A 17,593-nucleotide genomic window follows, 5' to 3' on the forward strand; every position below is an offset into this window, starting at 1 on the left:
TCACGAACGTTCTGCTCGAACGCCTTGAGCAAGAGGGCTGCGACGTTCAGGTCAGGATTCTATGGGAATCAACACTCCGGAAAGACACGCTGGATGCGCCGGCTCTCACCGGCCAGCACGGAGCGCAGCAGGTCCAGCGCGGGTGGTGCGGTGCGACCTGCCAGGCTGACGATGCCATAGTGCGCCGGTGCCTCCAGGGAAGGAGCTACCGCGAGCACCTTCAACGTGCCGCTTGCCAGTTGATCGAGCGCGGTTGCGTAGACAGCCAGGCAAACGGCATCGGTTTCGGTAGCCACCTGCAGCAAGGTGGAGATCGAGTCGCAGCGCAGTGTGACCAGCTGGTCGGGGTGGGCAAACCCATTCTGATGCGGGCAATGGCCTGCTCGTCGGAGGGATTGATGACCTCGAAGCTGCTCGGGCTGACCGGATTCACTCATTGGCAGTCGATATAGAACTGCAGATGGTCTTGCATGTAATGCTCCGGATGTCGTATGTATTTGCTGAGAACTAGATCAAGCAGCTTGAACCTGGGAGGCCATCAATGAAGACGGTGGATCGAAGGTGACTCGTTGATTTACCCGGTGATGGGGCCAGTAATCCGCGACGGCGTAGTGCTGCGTGCTCCGGTTATCCCATATCGCAATGCCGCCAGCTTCCCACTGGTGATGCACCATGAACTCTGGTCTCTGTAGCCAGCCAAGCAGAAAGTGAAGGACCCCACGAGCTTCATGGCGGTCGATTCCAATGATGTTTCGGGTGAAGTCGGCATTCACGAATATGCATTTACGACCTGAGTCAGGATTCACTCGGACCACAGGATGTGTGACAGGCTTGCCCGCCTTGATTGCAGCGATAAGCGCTTCATCTCCCTTTTTTCCAAGGTATTCACGAAAGCCTGATTGCTCCCAGGTGTGCACGGCACTCAACCCTTCCAAGTACTGTTGCATGCCGGGGGATAGCCAGTCAAAAGCTTTGCTGGTGCTGCTCCAGCAAGTGTTTCCACCAGCTGGAGGAGTCACGGTGATCTGTATCGCTGTTCCCAATGGGGGGGTGAGCTTCCAGCTGATGTCTGTATGCCAGTTGTCGATGGCAGGCGGCCGGTCGCGGTCGGACACGATCATTTCCATCTCGGGAGCATTCGCGTTGCGGTCGAAATAGGAGCCATTTGAGATTGGTCCAAATACCTGCCCCAATGCAATGTGTTGCTCTGGTGTGATTGTTTGCGGCTTAAAGAAGATTACTTCGAAGTCGAACAACGCCTGGCGAAGCTCAGCTTTCACTTCGTCAGCCAGAGGCTTCGTGAGATCAACGCCTTCGATCCAAGCCGCGAAGTTCGGCATTCTGGGGACCGGCCGTATGTGTTTGTAGCGGCTAGCAATATCGATCAACTCCATGGGTGTGGTATTAGCCATGTTCAATGCCTTTCAGGGATAGCAGGTGGTAGTGAGGGAACTGCTTACTGCCAGTGCAGCAGGCGTTTTTCGAGCCAGGTCATGAAGCGCACAATGCCAACCCCTAGCAATGCGAGTACCAGCAGGAGAGCCATAACGCCATTGATATCGAAGGTGGAGCCGAGATAGGCCAAGGTTTGACCCAGGCCCTTTTCGCTTGCGATGATTTCGGTGCCGACAACTCCAAGCAGGGCATAGATCAACCCCAGCCTGAGGCCTGAAAAGATCACAGGGACCGCACCAGGCAAGGTGACCTCGAAGAACGTTGTGCCGGCTTTCGCCCCCAAGGTCTTGCATAACGTCAAGTGGTCCTGGCTCACCCCGCGGATGCCAGCTACAGTCGCAGAGAGAACGATGAAAAAGGTAAGCGAGCAGCCGACGGCAATCTTGCTGCCTATTCCAAGGCCGAACCACAGGATGAACAGCGGTGCCAGAGCAATGCGTGGCATCACATTGAGCGCGTTGAAGTAGGGGTCAGCGAATCTCTCGATCGCAGGCCAGCGAACAAAAATGAGTCCAACGGCGAATGCGGCTAGGCTGCCCAGCACAAAAGACGCTGCTACCGCTGTCAGCGTCCAGCCTAGGTCGCTCCAAAACGTTGCTGTTTTTATGTTTTCCCAAAGGTAGGCCAGCACTCCACTTGGTTTGCCAAAAAATGTCGGGTCAGCCCATTTACGCGAAGCAGCGATCTCGGCAAATCCCAGTATTAAGGCTATGAAAACGATGTGCAAGAGCACCCACTGCAGTCGATTAGCCTTCATGGTGTACCCACCCCGATTCAAGCTGCGACCAGAGAGTCGCATAGAGTTCGTGGAAACGTGTCGACTTTTGCAATTCACGAATTGAGCGAGGTCGAGGTAGGTCAATCGGCACGTCAGCAATGATGCGACCCGGCCGGGATGACATCACGATCACACGATCGGAAACGGCCACAGCCTCTGCCAAATCGTGAGTTACGAACAAAGCCGTTTGTCGGTGCTGATGACAGAGACGCAGAAGCAAATCTTGAAGCTGCAACTTGGTTTGCGCATCAAGTGCTCCAAATGGCTCATCCATCAAGAGCAACGGTGCATCCAATGCAAATGTCCGTGCAAGCGCAGTACGCTGACGCATGCCGTGTGAAAGAGCCTTCGGCAATGCACTGGCATGCTCTGCAAGGCCTACCTCGGCGAGCATTTTTCGTGCGCGTTCAAGGCTTTGCTCCTTGGTTTGCCCTCTGACCTTTGAGCCAAAGGCGGCGTTTTCCAAGGCGGAACACCATGGCAAGAGGCTATCGCGCGCGAGCATGTAGCCGATTTGGGGATTGCCGCATCGTGGAGAGCTACCCATCACTTTGATGGATCCGGAACCCGTGTGTTCGGTCAGGCCCGCACACAGATTTAGCAAAGTTGTCTTGCCGCAGCCGCTTGGGCCAACGAGAGAGACAAATTCGCCTTCGGCAATATTCAGAGAGATGTCCGCCAGAACCGGCTTGTTGCCGCCGAAGTTCAAATGCAGGCCATCTACCGCAACCGCAGGCTCTCTGGAGGCAAGAGCGTTGGGGATGGACATATTGCCTCCGCTCACTGCACCAGCAGCGTAGAGGTGTCCACCACTTTGCTGATCTGGCCTGTACGTTGCATATACCTCGCTGTATCCTGGAAGGCCTTGGGGTCTACAGGAAATTGCAAAGAGGGCAAAGAGTTACGCAGCGACACCTCAAGAATCTGGTCTCCATTAGGAACATTGATCTTGAAGGTGTCTTGCGCAACCTTGAGCAGCGCTGCAAAGTTTGCGGGGTTCTGCGCAAACTCACTCGCTTCAATCATGGCCCTTCGGTACCCCTCTATCACCTTAGAATTTTTCTGAAGAAATTCATCGCGCACGACTTGCAGCATCGAGGCTCCGTTGGTCTCCAGGACATCACTGGGGCCTTGCCCCTTGCGAGGATCGACCACCATCCGGCAGACCTTCGACACTTCGCAAAAGCCATCCATCGGGGTGAAAAGCATCAGCCCATCAATCTGCTTCTGCGAGATCGCAGGAAAGGCTGTGTTGGGCGAGCCGACCGCAACAATCGTGACGTCCTGGGCAGACATGCCTGCACCCTTGAGCAGGCTCACCAACTGGAACTCGGCTGCGCTGCCTCTTGCTGTAACACCGATTTTCTTGCCTTTGAAATCCTGCATTACCGTCGGATAACCTTTGGCCGCATTGGGCGTATCCAAGCCAGCTCCCGCCACGAGGAAGAATGTGGGCCCGCGAGCTCCGCTGCCAATCGCTTTGACTGCAGCTCCCTTGTTCACAGCCTGGACAAGAACCTCCGGAGGCGTAAATGCGACGTCGAGATCTCCTGCCAGCAGTGTCTGCATCGCTAACGGAGCCTGCGGAATGCTGCGCAATTCGCAGGTGATGGCATGCTTTGCGCAGAGACCATTCGCTGTGGCGACGCGAACTAGAAAGTTGCCCAAGCCTGGATAGTCCTGTATGCGCAAGACGGTGGACTGAGCCATAGCCGAAGTGGATAGCGCCGATACGGAAGCTATAGCTAGAGCGATCAATTTTCTTCGAATCATGGGGATCCCTTCCGTTGGAGAGAGCGTTACGACAATCGGTACGCAAACGGATTAAGAAATCGACCAGCCAATTGAATTGCGCCTCAGGTGACAATGTTCGGATGAACACCAAGCTCGACTTCCCTAGGCGTCTATCGGGTGATCGTTACCGCGTGGATTGGCTGGCGAACTTCCCTGAGCCCTCTAGGCAGCGGCTTCGTGCCATTGGCATCAAGCGAACGTTTCACGATGGCCAACTCGTACAGAAAAGAGGTGACTCTGCACATCATGTGCTGGTTGTGCTGTCAGGCCGTCTGCGCTCTGTGGGCTACACCGCGGGAGGGGTCGAGCAATTTACGCGCTGGATGGAACCAGGTGAGATCAGCGGTTTTAGTTCGGTGTTGGGAAATGCTCCCGTGCCGGTAGACCTTGTCGCAGCCGGAGACGTCGAACTTTTAATCTTGCCAAGTCAGCCTTTGCTCGATGTTTTGGCAAGCGATGCTCTGGCATCTTTGGCAGTTGCACGTGCACTAAGCCTGCGCGTGAATGAATTGTTCGACATGATCTTCATCAGAGCGGAGGAGACTCTCAATGCGAGAGTTTGGGCGACGTTGCAACGCATAGCAGCGGAAAACGGAAGGCCTGTTCACGGCAATGTCGTGCTTCGCATCTCTCAAGGAGACCTGGCTCACGCAGTCGGGGCTTCCCGCCAAAAGGTCAATGCTGAACTGCGCGAGCTCCAAGCACGGAAGAAGATTCGTCTGGGTTATCGCTGGATCGAACTTTTTAGCGCGCCCTGATGATGAAGCCGCATTGACGGCACCAGGGGGCTATGCAGCATGTGCTCGTTTGGTGGAGCATGATGTCCCTTGATCCGTAACCGCCAAAGCGCCCACGTTGCGCGAGGATCTTGTTTTTTAGGTGTCCATCACAAGGGCGTTGTTGCATAAATTATGCTTCGGGCCAAACTTCCCCTGACGGTGGATTCAACCAGTCGTCGCAACACCTTCAATCATGGAGGTGTTATGGGACGTCCTGCGGGATGGATGAAGAAGTTGACTGGGCGGGAAGCGATGCGCTCGCCGGGTGCGCCATCGCTTCGACGAGAGGTAGAGCGGCAATTCTGAAGGCAGATTGCCACAGGAATCACCAGTGAGAAGGCGGCTGAAGCCATTGGCGTGTCACAGCCGGTGGGCACGCGTTGGTTCCGTCATCGTGGTGGCATGCCCTTATTCATGTCGAACCCCATATCGGGAAGGTATCTGTCGTTCGCCGAGCGAGAAGAGATCGCTCTTTTGCGGGCTCAGGACGTCAGGGTACGGGAGATAGCTCGCCTCATCGGACGAAGTCCCTCGACGGTCTCACGGGAGCTGACCCGTAATGCTGCAACTCGCAGCGGCAAGCTCGAATATCGGGCTTCAGTCGCACAGTGGAAGTCCGAGCTGCTGGCTAGGAGACCCAAGCCAGCCAGGCTGCTCACCAATCAGCAACTGCGCAAGTATGTCCAGGACCGTCTGGAGGGCAAGGTCTGCGATGTTCAAGGGCGCGAGGTCGCAGGGCCCCGGCAAGCGCCCTTCATCGGCCGCAGCAAGCCTCATCGTGGTGACCGTAAGTGGGTCAATGGCTGGTCCCCGGAACAGATTTCCACCCGTCTGAAGGTCGACTTCCCGGAGGATCAGTCCATGCGCATCTCACACGAAGCCATCTACCAGGCCCTGTATATCCAGGGTCGAGGCGCCCTCAAGCGCGAATTGGTGAGCTATCACCGCATGGGGCGCGCTTTGCGCGTGCCGCGAGCCAGGGCCCAGGCCAAAGCGTGGGTTCATGTCAGCGAGGAGGTAATGATCTCCAGCCGCCCGGCAGAAGCAGAGGATCGCGCCGTACCGGGGCACAGGGAGGGAGATTTGATCATCGGGCTGAATAGGTCTGCTATCGGGACACTGGTGGAGCGATCAAGCCGTTTCACGATGCTCGTGCACTTGCCTCGCGAGGTAGGTTATGGACTGATTCCCCGGACGAAAAACGGTCCTGCGCTTGCTGGCTACGGGGCCATCACCATGGCCAAGGCGCTCAAAAAAACCGTGACCACCCTGCCTGCCCAGTTGTGGCAATCGTTGACTTGGGATCGGGGCAAGGAACTCTCCGAGCATGCGCGGTTCACCAACGAGTCTGGGGTGCGCGTCTTCTTTGCCGATCCTCACAGCCCATGGCAGCGCGGTACGAATGAGAACACGAACGGTCTGCTGCGCCAATACTTCCCTAAAGGCACAGATCTGTCTCGCTGGAGTGAGCAGGAGATTCAGGCCGTGGCCCGGACATTGAACAATAGACCGCGCAAAACGCTGGGTTGGAGGACGCCAACTGAAGCCTTGAACGAGTACCTAAAATCTGTTCGACAACCCAGTGTGGCGACGACCGGTTGAATCCGCCGTGGGCGCCACGGTCGGAGTGAACCACAGGCTGCACTTCACTGTCATTCAGCTTGGTGATCGCAGCATCCAGCATCGTGTTGATCAATTCAGCGTCGGGGCGTGTTCTGATAGACCCGCTCACCACCATGCCATCGACGCAATCGATCATGGGCGAGAGGTAGACTTTGCCGGCGGGCAGTTGAAGCGCGGCGTTTTTGTTGCCACCGAGAGGAATGCACGGAAAGTCCATAGAGCTTTGCGTAACGTGCTTCTGGGGTCTTTCGATGAGAGCGACCAATCTTCATCCTCCCAGTCCCTAGGTTGCACTCTCAATGACCAGAGAATGCCGTAACGCCAAAAATCCACTGCCTGCATTCATCGAATTCATCTTGAGGGAAGCGCTTAGGAATACAGCGTCGCATACCTTCATGGATGCCGAAATTAGGCTCTTCGTTCAAGTACTGACAGTACCGCATCAGAAAGCAGGCCCAAAGAATCCAGGCTCCCCAAACAATCCTCTCTGGATTGGCAAAATTGAGGGATGTTCCGAGAACAGATACATCTTGCTAAAGCTTTGCTCCAGCAAGATCAATCGCTGTTAGAGCGAGGCCCGTTATGATGAAATTTCTGCGCTGACGCAGAAGGTCAACACTCATGGGGTCGCGTTTTTCAGCTGCCGCAAGCACCTCAACCATTGATGGGTGCAAGAAAAAAGCGCCCTGAGAGGCGCTTGTTTCTTAGTCATCTGGCGGAGGCTGTGAGATTCGAACTCACGGAAGGATCACTCCTTCGGCAGTTTTCAAGACTGCTGGTTTAAACCACTCACCCAAACCTCCGGATGGCAGGATTCTACACAAGGATTGCGCGCCGTTCGGCATTGCGCGCAATTTGCTTTGTCTGTGAAAACCATAGCGTATGGCGCTTGCTGTATCTCGACTGGCGCTCACTTTTCATCATGGCGTCTGCCATGAGCGCTTGCTGCGCGAGTGACAGGCCGCCGTGAATCAACGAAGGGTTCAAAGCTCAAGACAAGACAAGGCAAGGCATGGCACAAAACAAAACGCCCCTAAGGGCGTTTTGTTACTGACTCGGGCGGGATGCCCGAGAGGTGCCGTTTGATCAGCTGCGCAGTGCGATGGCCTGAGCTGCTGCCAGAGCGGTCATGTTGACCACACGGCGCACGGTGGAGGAGGGGGTCAGCACGTGGGCGGAAGCCGAGCAGCCCATCAGAATGGGGCCGATGGTGGTGCCATGGCCGCCCGTGGTCTTGAGCACGTTGAACAGGATGTTCGCGGCGTCGAGGTTGGGGCAGATCAGCACGTTGGCTGCGCCGGTCAGCGAGGACTCCAGCAGGGAGTGGCTGCGCACGTTGGCGTCCAGGGCCGCATCGCCATGCATTTCGCCATCGCATTCGATGCCGGGGTTGGCGGCGGCGAACAGGTCGCGTGCAGCGCGCATCTTGCGGGCCGAGCCGCGTGTGGACGAACCGTAGTTGCTGTGCGAGAGGAAGGCGACCTTGGGTGGCAGGCCGAAGCGGGCCACCTCGTCGGCAGCCATCTTGGCGATCTCGGCCAGTTCTTCGGCGCTGGGGGCGTCGTTGATGTAGGTGTCGGCCACGAACAGCGTGCCGGATTCCAGCATGACGGCGTTCACGGTTGCGAACTCGTTGGCACCCTTCTTCAGGCCCAGCACGTCTTCCAGATGGGCCAGGTGGCTGTCGAAGCGACCGACCAGGCCGCACAGCATGGCGTCGGCATCACCCAGGTGCACCATCAGGGCAGCGATCAGGGTGTTGGAGCGGCGCACTGCGGCTTTGGCGGCTTCGGGGGTGACGCCGTTGCGGCCCATCAGCTTGTGATAGGTCTCCCAGTACTGACGGAAGCGGGGATCATCTTCGGGGTTGCAGATTTCCACGTCCTTGCCCAGCTGCATGCGCAGGCCGGCCTTGGCAATGCGGGCTTCGATGACGGCGGGGCGGCCGATCAGGATGGGCTTGGCCAGGCCGTCGTCCACGGCAACCTGCACGGCACGCAGCACGCGCTCGTCTTCACCTTCGGCATAGGCCACGCGTTGCAGATTGGCCTTGGCGGCTGCAAACACGGGGCGCATGAACATGCTGGTCTGGTAGACAAAGCGGGTCAGGCTTTCGCGGTAGGCGGCGATGTCTTCGATGGGGCGGGTGGCAACGCCGGATTCGGCGGCAGCCTGGGCCACGGCGGGAGCGATGCGCAGGATCAGGCGCGTATCGAAGGGCGTGGGGATCAGGTAGTCGGGGCCGAAGGTCAGCTCCTTGCCCTGGTAGGCGGCGGCGACTTCGTCGCTGACGTCCTGCTTGGCCAGTGCGGCGATTTCACGCACGCAGGCCAGCTTCATGGCTTCGGTGATCTTGGTGGCGCCGCAGTCCAGCGCGCCACGGAAGATGTAGGGGAAGCACAGGACGTTGTTGACCTGGTTGGGATAGTCCGAGCGGCCGGTGGCCACGATGCAGTCCGGGCGGATGGCCTTGGCCAGTTCAGGGCGGATTTCGGGCTCGGGGTTGGCCAGGGCCAGGATGATGGGCTTGTCGGCCATGGTCTTGACCATGTCGGCAGTCAGCACGCCAGGAGCGGAGCAGCCCAGGAACACGTCGGCGCCGTCGACCACGTCGGCCAGGGTACGGGCTTCGGTGTTCTGAGCGTAGCGCTGCTTGGAGGCGTCCAGACCACCGGGGCGGCCTTCGTAGATCACGCCCTTGGAGTCCACCATGTAGACATTGGAGCGCTTGATGCCCAGGCCCACCATCACGTCGACGCAGGCAATGGCTGCCGCGCCGGCGCCGGAGACGGCCACCTTGACGGAGCCGATGTCCTTGCCAACCAGTTCCAGGCCATTGAGCAAAGCGGCGCTGGAGATGATGGCCGTGCCGTGCTGGTCGTCATGGAACACCGGAATGTTCATGCGCTTGGACAGCTCCTGCTCGATGTAGAAGCACTCGGGAGCCTTGATGTCTTCCAGGTTGATGCCGCCCAGGGTGGGCTCCATCGAGGCAATGATGTCGATGAGCTTGTCGGGATCGCGCTCGGCCAGCTCGATGTCGAAGACGTCCACGCCGGCAAACTTCTTGAACAGGCAACCCTTGCCTTCCATCACAGGCTTGGAAGCCAGTGGGCCGATATCGCCCAGACCCAGCACCGCAGTGCCGTTGGTGATCACGCCGACCAAGTTGCCGCGCGAGGTGTATTCGGCCGCAGTGGAGGGGTCCGCCTCGATGTCCAGGCAGGGATAGGCCACGCCTGGCGAGTAGGCCAGGGACAGGTCACGCTGGTTGGACAGGGGCTTGGTAGGAGTGACGGAAATCTTGCCTTTGACGGGGCTGCGGTGGTATTCGCGGGCCGCATCGCGCAGGGCTTGTTCGGCGGAGGACAGGTTTTGTGTCATACGAAATATTTATCAGCAAGTTGCTTCTCGGAGCTTACCGGATGGCAAGAAGCATTTTGAGTCAGGTCTGTTTTGCTTCAACTGTATCGACAACAAACCCCCTGGCGCACTGTGGGGCGGCAGGGGGCTTGGGCTGGCCGGTAAGCCAGCGTTCGCTTCAGGACTGGCGTTTAGTGAGCGTCAGCCTCACGTGCTGCATTGATGGCAGCGCTGTTGTCTTTGGCGGCTCCGTTAAAGAAAAGATTCAATGCCACGGCGGTAATCGAGGACAGCAGGATACCGGATTCAATCAGTGGATGGATGGAATGGGGCATCCACTGACGGAAATTAGGGGCAACCAGAGGAATCATGCCCACGCCGATAGACACTGCCACGATCATGGCGTTGTTCTTGTTGTTACGGAAATCCACATTGGCCAGGATGCGGATGCCGGTGGAGGCCACCATGCCGAACATCACCAGACCCGCACCGCCCAGAACCACGGTGGGCAGGGATTCGATCAGGGCACCCATCTTGGGCAGTACGCCCAGAACGATGAGGATCACGCCACCGGCCACGCAGACCCAGCGGCTGAGCACGCCGGTCACGGCCACCAGACCCACGTTCTGGGAGAAGCTGGTGTAGGGGAAGGTGTTGAAGATGCCGCCGATCAGGGTGCCCAGACCGTCGGTGCGCAGACCGCGGGTCAGCTCGTCCTGCGTGATGTCGCGCTTGGCCATGTCGCCCAGGGCCAGGAACATGCCGGTGGATTCGATCATCACGACCACCATCACCAGACTCATGGTCAGGATCAGAATGGGGTCGAAGACGGGCATGGCGATCTGGAAGGGCAGCACCAGGGTGAACCACTCGGCCTTGGTGACCTTCTCGAAGTTCATCAGACCCATGGCCACGGAGATCACGCCGCCGATCAGGATGCCCATCAGCACCGAGATATTGGCCAGGAAGCCCTTGGCAAAGCGTGCGATCAGCAGGATGGACAGCAGCACGATGCCGGAGACCGCAGCGCCTTGCAGATCGGCGTACTTGGGGTTGGGCATGGTGGGCAGTACCGAGAAGCCCTTGGGGATGGCTGGCAGCGAGGAGCCGGGAGCGCCGGCCATGGCCTGGGCCTCGGCCAGCCACTTCAGGTGCTCAGGGTTGGGCACGGAAGGGGCGGTCGGGCCCACGGGGTTGCCGAAGATCCAGTTGATGCCCACACGCATCAGGCTGATGCCGATGACGGCGATGATGGTGCCGGTCACGACCGGTGGGAAGAAGCGCAGCATGCGGCTGATGAGCGGTGCAATGAGGATGGAGATCACCCCCGCGCCAATCACCGAACCAAAGATCAGGCCTGCGCCGGCGTTGCCGCCAGTGCTCTGCGCCATGGACACCATGGGCGCCACGCTGGCAAAGGTCACGCCCATCATCACGGGCAGCTTGATGCCGAACCACTGGGTCGCACCCATGGCCTGGATCAGGGTGACCAGGCCACAGACGAACAGGTCGGCAGAGATCAGGTGCGCGACCTGCTCAGGGGGCAGGTTCAGGGCACGGCCCACGATCAGCGGCACGGCGACGGCGCCGGCATACATGACCAGAACGTGCTGCAGACCTAAGGCGGTGAGCTTGCCAAATGGCAGAACCTCATCCACGGGATGCACTTGGGATGTCATAAAAACATGTCTCCTCACTCTATATTGGCTTCAGGTTGGCATGCGATTCGCGAATGGCATGCAATCCATACAAAAAGTGTATACAGCTCATAACGCGCAACATCTAGCGGTAAACCCTGCTCAAATTTCAGTTTCTGGATGGGGTGTCAATGGTTATGTTTTCCGCGCATAACCATCTAAGGTAATTACCGATTGCTATCAAATATGTAGCTTCTGACGCTTTATTTTTCTAATTTTCAGAATAAAACATATTGAAACCTATTGATATCAAGCGATAGATGCTTTGTTTTCTATAGCAAAAATTGCACGATATGCAATTGGAAGGGATCTGGCTCCGGTTATGCGCGCGCAGGTTTCGGGTCTTGAAACATCTAGTGAAAGAAAGTGCGTTGCCGCCTTGAGGCCGGTTGAATGCATTAGCGTTAAAGAAGGTGCAAAAGATGGCATCAAGCCATAAATTGGTGCACCGCTGTGCAAAAGCGTGCGTAGGGGCTGCAAAGAGTTCATCCCTTGCCATGGGGCATAAACTGCTGCAAAAACCATGCCGAGCTGCTGCACAAGCAAAAAAGGCGACCTTGAGGTCGCCTTGAGAGTGGAATTTGTCTGCGCTGCTGCAGGGCAGGCTGCAGCCTTGTGCCGCCTCGGCGCGGCATCTGAGCCTCAGTGCATTCCTGCCGCCATGGCCGAAGTCTGAACTGGACTGGTCTGACGTGGCGCGAAGCTGGCCATGAGCAGCGCCGCTGCTGCAGGCATGGCGGCAGCCCAGGCCAGCCAAGTCAAGCTCAGGCCCTGTGCAATCACGGCGCCGCCCAGCCAGGCACCCAGGGCATTGCCTAGATTGAAGGCCGCGATATTGAGGCTGGATGCCAGATTCATGCCGGCTTCGCCGGCCGATTGCAGCACGCCCATCTGCAGCGGTGCCACGGTGGCAAAGGCGGCAATGCCCAGCAGCAGCACAAAGGCAATGGCCAGGGGCGTGCTGGCAAACATCCAGCGGCCCGCGATCAGCACCAGCATCAAGGTGGCCAGTGACACCCATAGTGCGCGCTGCACGCCAAAGCGGTCGGCCAGCTTGCCGCCCGCGTGGTTGCCCAGGGCCAGGCCCGCCCCGAACAGCAGCAGGGTGAACGCAATCATGCGGTTGTCCATTCCCGTGATCTGGGTCAGCAGCGGCTCTATATAGGTATAGAGGGTGAAGACGCCGGCAAAGCCGATCACCGTCAGCAGCAGGCCGCGCCACATGGCGCCATTGCGCAGCACGGCCAGCTCCTGCGTCAGGCCCTGAGGGCTGGGCATGCTGAGTGCGCGTGGCACATGGCGCAGCAGGATCAGCAGTGCGATCACGCCGATGCCGCTGACGCTGGCAAATGCCATGCGCCAGCCCCAGTGCTGGCCGATCCAGGTGCCGAAGGGAACGCCCAGCAGCGTGGCCAGGGTCAGACCGGAAAACATCAGCGCAATGGCCGAGGCTTTCTTCTCGGGTGCTACCAGTTGCGTGGCGACCACCGCGCCCACACCGAAGAAGGTGCCGTGGGTCAGCGAGGTCAGCACGCGTGCTGCCAGCAGCCAGCCATAGCTGGGTGCCAGGGCGGCGGCGGCATTGCCGGCGATGAACAGCAGCATCAGGCTCAGCAGCAGCAGCTTGCGCGGCCAGCGGCGCGAGGCCAGAGTGAGAACGGGAGCGCCCACGGCGACGCCCACGGCATAGCCCGAGATCAACGTGCCCGCCGTGGGGATGGAGATATGAAGATCCTGGCTGACCTGGGTCAGCAAGCCCATGATGATGAATTCCGTGGTGCCGATGCCGAAGGCACCGGCGGCCAGAGCAAGCAATGCTGCAGGCATGAAAACGTCCTTGTGAAAATTCCGCGAAGGGCTGAACTGTGAACCTGCGGCAGAAGGCGCGCTAGCCCTTGATGCGGACATTCATCTGTTCCTGCGGGGAATAAATCGCATCTTTATGATGTGATTCATGAAGAAATCCATGGTTATGCCTTTGCTGCAGGAGCACAGCGCGGACCGCTTTGTGGAGCTGCAGACCTTTGTGCAGGTGGCCCAGCAGGGCAGCTTTTCGGCAGCGGCGCGTCTGCGAGAAGTCTCGCCCTCAGCCGTCAGCAAGATCGTGGCCAGGCTCGAAACCCGGCTGGGCGTGCAACTGCTGCGTCGCAGCACCCGGCGGCTTGAATTGACGGCGGAAGGTGAGCAGTTGCTGGAGCAGGGCCGGCAGCTGCTGGCGGACTGGCTGGCGCTGGAATCCTCGGTCACCCGGCAGGGCCAGCCCACCGGCGTGGTGCGCATCAATGCCAGCTCGTCCACGGGCAACCGCCTGCTGGTGCCGCTGGTCGGCCCGCTGATGCGGACCTGGCCGGGCCTGCAGCTGGACCTCAGCTTTACAGATCATGTCGTGGACCTGATAGCGGCTCGCGCCGATATCGCCTTGCGCTGGGGAGAGCTGCCGTCTTCGGACATGGTGGCGCGCAAGCTGGGGCACACGCGCCAGGTGATCGTGGCCTCGCCGGACTATCTGCAGCGCTTTGGCAAACCGGCGCATCCCGATGAGCTGTCAGGCCATGTGCGCATCGGCTGGAACTACCCGCGGTCCATACCGCACTGGCCGTTTGTGGTGGCGGGCAAGGCGGTGACGGTGAGCATGGGCGAGGTGCTGCGCGTCAACGATGGCGAAGCCATGGCCAATCTGGCCAAGGCCGGGGCGGGCCTGGCGCGGCTGTCGCTCTATCACGCCTGGGACGATTTGCATGCGGGCAGGCTGCAGGTGTTGCTGGAGGAATTCAATCCCGGGGATCTGCAGCCCATCCATGCCGTGTATGTGGGCAAGCCCGGCCAGTTGCCAGTAAGGACGCGGGCGGTGCTGGATTTTCTGGCCAGCCATGTGGACCTCAGTCATGCCGAGCAAATGCCCGCCGGCTTGCTGGCGTAGCGCACATAAAAAAAGAGCCTGGACGAATCCAGGCTCTTTGAAAACCTCCATCCAGTCTGGAGAAGGCTAGGCGTTCAAACGGTAGTTGGTGCTCAGGCAGTCAGGTCCACCAGCGAGCGGGCCACCACCTTGGTGGCGCGGCGCAGGTCTTCCAGCACCAGGCGCTCGTCGGAGCGCTTGGCATGCGATTCCAGCACGGTGCGGGGGCCGGCGCCGTAGATCACGCCGGGGATGCCGCGCTCGACGTACAGGCGCACGTCGGTGTACAGAGGCGTTCCCACTGCAGGAGGCTTCTCGCCGAAGACGGCTTCACCGTGGGCCTGGATGGCGTCGACCAGAGGCTTGTTGCCGTCCAGGGGCGTCATGGCATTGGCCAGCAGCAGGCGCTTGATGTCCACGCGCACGGCGTCTTCACCGGTGTAGCCGCCCTGGGTGTTGAAGTCGGCGATGGCCTTGGCGATGACAGCGCGGATGCTGGCTTCCACTTCCACAGGATTCTCTTCAGGAATCATGCGGCGGTCGATCTTGAGCATGACCTTGCCGGGCACCACATTGGTGTTGGTGCCGCCGTCGATGCGGCCGATGTTCAGGTAAGGGTGCTTGATGCCAGGCACCTTGGACGTGACTTGCTTGTACTTCACGTTCTCGGCGTACAGAGCCGTGAGCAGCACCGCAGTGGCTTGCAGCGCGTCCACGCCGGTGTGGGGCACGGCGGCGTGTGCCATCTTGCCCTGCACGGTGATTTCCATCTGCAGGCAGCCGTTGTGAGCGGTAACGACTTCGTAGCTGAAGCCTGCTGCGATCATCAGGTCGGGCTTGGTCAGGCCCTTTTCCAGCAGCCAGCCGGGGCCCATGATGCCGCCGAACTCTTCGTCATAGGTGTAGTGCAGTTCCACGGCGCCCTTGGAGGGCTTGGCCACGGCTTCCAGAGCACGCACGGCAAAGGTGAAGGAGGCGAAGTCGCTCTTGCTCACGGCAGCGGCGCGGCCATAGAGCTTGCCGTCTTCGATTTCGGCACCGTAGGGGTCCTTGGTCCAGCCTTCGCCCGGAGGCACCACGTCGCCGTGGGCGTTCAGGGCGATGGTGCGGCCACCGTCACCGTAGGGGCGGCGCACGATCAGGTTGGTGATGGATTCCATGCCATAGGCCTTGACGTCGGCTTCGGGCACGACGTGCTTCTCGGCGTCGAAGCCGAAGCCCTTGATCAGCTCGGCAGTGCGTTCGGCGTGGGGTGCGTTGTTGCCGGGAGGCGTGTCCGTGGGCACTTGCACCATGGCCTGCAGAAACTTCACTTCTTCGTCGAAGTGCTCGTCAATCCATGCATCGATGGCGGCGTAGGCGGCTTGCTTGTCTTGATTCATATTGGTCATTGCTGTTCTTGAGCCAGTTGGTGGAGGAGGTGGGTGAAGGCATCCACGGACAGTTGCATGTCGTCGGAGGTGGAAGCTTCCAGCGGGTTGTGGCTGATGCCGGCGTTCATGCCGCGCACGAACAACATGGCCTGGGGCATGATTTCGTGCAGCTTCATGGCGTCGTGACCGGCGCCGCTGGGCATGCGGAACAGGGGCACGCCCAGTGCGTCGACAGCGTTTTCCCAGCGTTTCTGCCATTCGGGAGCGCTGGGCGCAGCCGCTGCCTTCATGGACAGATCGGTGGTGAAGCGCAGGCCGCGGCGTTCGGCGATCGCCGCCATCTCAGCCATGATGTCGTTGATCATGGCGTCGCGCTGCTCGTTGGTGGGCGCGCGCAGATCCAGCGAGAACTGGCAGCGGCCCGGCACCACGTTGACCGAGCCCGAGGGCACATTCAACTGGCCGATGGTAGCCACGCTGTCGCCATCCTGGCCGGCGCGCTTTTCGATGTACAGCGACAGCTCGGCCACGCCGGCTGCGGCGTCGCGGCGGCGGTCCATGGGCGTGGTGCCTGCGTGGCTGGCCATGCCGATGAATTCGCAGACATAGCGGGCACTGCCGTTGATGGAGGTGACGATGCCCAGGGGAATGTCCAGCTCGTTGAGCACAGGGCCCTGCTCGATGTGCACTTCCACAAAGCCCAGGTACTTGGCGGGGTCACGTTCCAGCTTGGGGATGTCGTCGATGCACAGGCCTGCATGCAGCATGGCTTCGCGCAGCGTGATGCCGTCGGCGTCCTTTTGCTCCAGCCATTCCTGCTTGAAGTCGCCCACCAGGGCGCCCGAGCCCAGGAAGGTGGCCTTGTAGCGTTGACCTTCCTCTTCCGAGAAACCCACCACTTCGATGTTGAAGGGCAGACGCTTGCCTTGCTCGGCCAGTTGCTTGACGCAGGCCATGGGCACAAAGATGCCCAGGCGGCCGTCGTACTTGCCGCCGTTGCGCACGGTGTCGTAGTGGCTGCCGGTCAGCAGGGTCTTGGCGCCTTCGGTGGCGGCCTTGTAGCGGCCCACCACATTGCCCACGGCGTCGATCTCGACCTCGTCGAAGCCGATCTCGCGCATCCAGTGGCTGATGCGCTGGGCGCAGGCGCGGTGGGCGTCGGTCAGATAGGTCACCGTCAGCTGGCCTTTTTCGGCGTAGCCGGGGTCGCTGTTGGTGGACAGGCGTTCCTGCCAGTCCCAGACTTCGTTGCCTTCGACGGGCTCGTAGCCGAACTTGTCGTTCAGGCGGATCTCGGCGATGCGGTGGATGTTGCGCAGTGCCTCGGCCTGTTCGTAGGCAGGGTGGTTGAACATGCGGCGCTCGAAGGTCGCAATGATCTCGGCCTTGCTCAGACCCAGACCGCGCGCGCCGCGCACGGCCAGGATGAAGGGGAAACCGAAGCGCTTGCCGTATTCGGCGTTGAGCTTGCGGATGTGCTCCAGCTCTTCGGGCGTGCAGTTGGTCAGGCCTGCCTTCTTCTGCTCATTCGTCGATTCGGCGGTGAGCGTGTTGGTCTCCATCTGCTTGCCGGCCAGCTCCGGGTGAGCGCGGATCAGATCGAGCTGGGCCTGTTCGCTGGACTCGGCCAGCACCTTGGCCATGGCGTGCTTGATATGCGCCATGGACTTGAAGGGGCGCTGCTCCAGTGCCTTGGCGGCAATCCAGGGCGAGTGCTCGTACAGGCCATCGAGCAGGTCGGTGGCGGTGGCCGCATCGGCGGCATTCAGTTGTTCCAGGGTCAAAGCCATGTCGCAATCAATCCTTGCAAGGGAAACGCTCGGCCCAGTGAC

At 59.8% G+C, this 17,593-nt stretch carries 14 protein-coding genes, 1 tRNA gene and 1 pseudogene; 3 read left to right on the forward strand and 13 right to left on the reverse strand.

Features of this window, described 5'->3' with window-relative positions; all coding sequences use genetic code 11:
* Nucleotides 1–68: 68 nt before the first annotated feature.
* The 5 genes from AAIL67_RS23585 to AAIL67_RS23605 all read right to left on the reverse strand — a co-directional run bounded on the left by AAIL67_RS23585 (nt 69) and on the right by AAIL67_RS23605 (nt 4,006).
* Complete coding sequence (locus tag AAIL67_RS23585; RefSeq protein ID WP_063665422.1) at nt 69–437, reverse strand: LysR substrate-binding domain-containing protein; 369 nt, start codon at nt 435–437, stop codon at nt 69–71.
* A 75-nt stretch (nt 438–512) separates the two neighbouring features.
* Nucleotides 513–1,412 (reverse strand): TauD/TfdA family dioxygenase, encoded by a 900-nt coding sequence (locus tag AAIL67_RS23590; protein WP_063665421.1) that lies wholly within the window; start codon nt 1,410–1,412, stop codon nt 513–515.
* Nucleotides 1,413–1,456: 44 nt separating this feature from the next.
* Nucleotides 1,457–2,212, reverse strand: coding sequence for an ABC transporter permease (locus AAIL67_RS23595; RefSeq protein ID WP_063665420.1), 756 nt, complete (start codon nt 2,210–2,212; stop codon nt 1,457–1,459).
* Nucleotides 2,202–3,002, reverse strand: coding sequence for an ABC transporter ATP-binding protein (locus tag AAIL67_RS23600; protein ID WP_063665419.1), 801 nt, complete (start codon nt 3,000–3,002; stop codon nt 2,202–2,204). The genes AAIL67_RS23595 and AAIL67_RS23600 overlap by 11 nt, the downstream gene beginning before the upstream one ends.
* A gap of 11 nt (nt 3,003–3,013) precedes the next feature.
* Nucleotides 3,014–4,006: an ABC transporter substrate-binding protein gene (locus AAIL67_RS23605; RefSeq protein ID WP_063665418.1), complete on the reverse strand. Its 993-nt coding sequence runs from the start codon at nt 4,004–4,006 to the stop codon at nt 3,014–3,016.
* Nucleotides 4,007–4,107: 101 nt separating this feature from the next.
* Here AAIL67_RS23605 and AAIL67_RS23610 point away from each other — a divergent pair, with 101 nt between their 5' ends.
* The gene (locus tag AAIL67_RS23610) at nt 4,108–4,785 is read left to right on the forward strand and encodes a Crp/Fnr family transcriptional regulator (protein ID WP_063665417.1); all 678 of its coding nucleotides are present in this window, start codon (nt 4,108–4,110) and stop codon (nt 4,783–4,785) included.
* 423 nt (nt 4,786–5,208) lie between these two features.
* Nucleotides 5,209–6,408, forward strand: coding sequence for an IS30 family transposase (locus AAIL67_RS23615; RefSeq protein ID WP_156507166.1), 1,200 nt, complete (start codon nt 5,209–5,211; stop codon nt 6,406–6,408).
* Nucleotides 6,409–6,415: 7 nt separating this feature from the next.
* Here the strand turns inward: AAIL67_RS23615 and AAIL67_RS23620 are convergent.
* The 6 genes and pseudogenes from AAIL67_RS23620 to AAIL67_RS23645 form a co-directional block, all read right to left on the reverse strand.
* Nucleotides 6,416–6,694, reverse strand: a pseudogene (locus AAIL67_RS23620) (DDE-type integrase/transposase/recombinase); the annotation flags it as partial.
* A gap of 448 nt (nt 6,695–7,142) precedes the next feature.
* Nucleotides 7,143–7,232 (reverse strand) — tRNA-Ser (locus AAIL67_RS23625).
* A gap of 283 nt (nt 7,233–7,515) precedes the next feature.
* A complete protein-coding gene (locus AAIL67_RS23630) occupies nt 7,516–9,813 on the reverse strand; it encodes an NADP-dependent malic enzyme (protein WP_012839526.1) in 2,298 nt (765 codons plus the stop codon).
* A gap of 170 nt (nt 9,814–9,983) precedes the next feature.
* A complete protein-coding gene (locus AAIL67_RS23635) occupies nt 9,984–11,471 on the reverse strand; it encodes a nucleobase:cation symporter-2 family protein (protein ID WP_003052419.1) in 1,488 nt (495 codons plus the stop codon).
* Nucleotides 11,472–11,738: 267 nt separating this feature from the next.
* Entirely contained in the window at nt 11,739–12,014 is a 276-nt protein-coding gene (locus tag AAIL67_RS23640; RefSeq protein WP_343485272.1) for a hypothetical protein, read from the reverse strand.
* Nucleotides 12,015–12,131: 117 nt separating this feature from the next.
* A complete protein-coding gene (locus AAIL67_RS23645) occupies nt 12,132–13,316 on the reverse strand; it encodes an MFS transporter (RefSeq protein ID WP_343485273.1) in 1,185 nt (394 codons plus the stop codon).
* 127 nt (nt 13,317–13,443) lie between these two features.
* Here AAIL67_RS23645 and AAIL67_RS23650 point away from each other — a divergent pair, with 127 nt between their 5' ends.
* Complete coding sequence (locus AAIL67_RS23650) at nt 13,444–14,409, forward strand: LysR family transcriptional regulator (protein WP_343485274.1); 966 nt, start codon at nt 13,444–13,446, stop codon at nt 14,407–14,409.
* A gap of 92 nt (nt 14,410–14,501) precedes the next feature.
* Here AAIL67_RS23650 and AAIL67_RS23655 read toward each other — a convergent pair whose 3' ends face one another.
* Nucleotides 14,502–15,779: a M20/M25/M40 family metallo-hydrolase gene (locus AAIL67_RS23655; RefSeq protein WP_063665458.1), complete on the reverse strand. Its 1,278-nt coding sequence runs from the start codon at nt 15,777–15,779 to the stop codon at nt 14,502–14,504.
* Nucleotides 15,776–17,551, reverse strand: coding sequence for a 2-oxo-4-hydroxy-4-carboxy-5-ureidoimidazoline decarboxylase (uraD, locus tag AAIL67_RS23660; RefSeq protein ID WP_343485275.1), 1,776 nt, complete (start codon nt 17,549–17,551; stop codon nt 15,776–15,778). Before uraD ends, AAIL67_RS23655 begins: the two co-directional genes overlap by 4 nt.
* Nucleotides 17,552–17,593: the final 42 nt, after the last annotated feature.

It is taken from the genome of Comamonas sp. A7-5, from assembly GCF_039581385.1.
Taxonomy (GTDB): domain Bacteria; phylum Pseudomonadota; class Gammaproteobacteria; order Burkholderiales; family Burkholderiaceae_C; genus Comamonas; species Comamonas thiooxydans.

What these genes read in the sequence shown, in the direction of transcription:
- AAIL67_RS23650 (WP_343485274.1), top strand. Translation starts at nt 13,444, where the DNA reads ATGAAGAAATCCATGGTTATGCCTTTGCTGCAGGAGCACAGCGCGGAC.
- uraD (WP_343485275.1), bottom strand. Translation starts at nt 17,551, where the DNA reads ATGGCTTTGACCCTGGAACAACTGAATGCCGCCGATGCGGCCACCGCC.
- AAIL67_RS23610 (WP_063665417.1), top strand. Translation starts at nt 4,108, where the DNA reads ATGAACACCAAGCTCGACTTCCCTAGGCGTCTATCGGGTGATCGTTAC.
- AAIL67_RS23585 (WP_063665422.1), bottom strand. Translation starts at nt 437, where the DNA reads ATGAGTGAATCCGGTCAGCCCGAGCAGCTTCGAGGTCATCAATCCCTC.
- AAIL67_RS23645 (WP_343485273.1), bottom strand. Translation starts at nt 13,316, where the DNA reads ATGCCTGCAGCATTGCTTGCTCTGGCCGCCGGTGCCTTCGGCATCGGC.
- AAIL67_RS23640 (WP_343485272.1), bottom strand. Translation starts at nt 12,014, where the DNA reads ATGGTTTTTGCAGCAGTTTATGCCCCATGGCAAGGGATGAACTCTTTG.
- AAIL67_RS23635 (WP_003052419.1), bottom strand. Translation starts at nt 11,471, where the DNA reads ATGACATCCCAAGTGCATCCCGTGGATGAGGTTCTGCCATTTGGCAAG.
- AAIL67_RS23605 (WP_063665418.1), bottom strand. Translation starts at nt 4,006, where the DNA reads ATGATTCGAAGAAAATTGATCGCTCTAGCTATAGCTTCCGTATCGGCG.
- AAIL67_RS23595 (WP_063665420.1), bottom strand. Translation starts at nt 2,212, where the DNA reads ATGAAGGCTAATCGACTGCAGTGGGTGCTCTTGCACATCGTTTTCATA.
- AAIL67_RS23590 (WP_063665421.1), bottom strand. Translation starts at nt 1,412, where the DNA reads ATGGCTAATACCACACCCATGGAGTTGATCGATATTGCTAGCCGCTAC.
- AAIL67_RS23600 (WP_063665419.1), bottom strand. Translation starts at nt 3,002, where the DNA reads ATGTCCATCCCCAACGCTCTTGCCTCCAGAGAGCCTGCGGTTGCGGTA.
- AAIL67_RS23655 (WP_063665458.1), bottom strand. Translation starts at nt 15,779, where the DNA reads ATGACCAATATGAATCAAGACAAGCAAGCCGCCTACGCCGCCATCGAT.
- AAIL67_RS23615 (WP_156507166.1), top strand. Translation starts at nt 5,209, where the DNA reads ATGCCCTTATTCATGTCGAACCCCATATCGGGAAGGTATCTGTCGTTC.
- AAIL67_RS23630 (WP_012839526.1), bottom strand. Translation starts at nt 9,813, where the DNA reads ATGACACAAAACCTGTCCTCCGCCGAACAAGCCCTGCGCGATGCGGCC.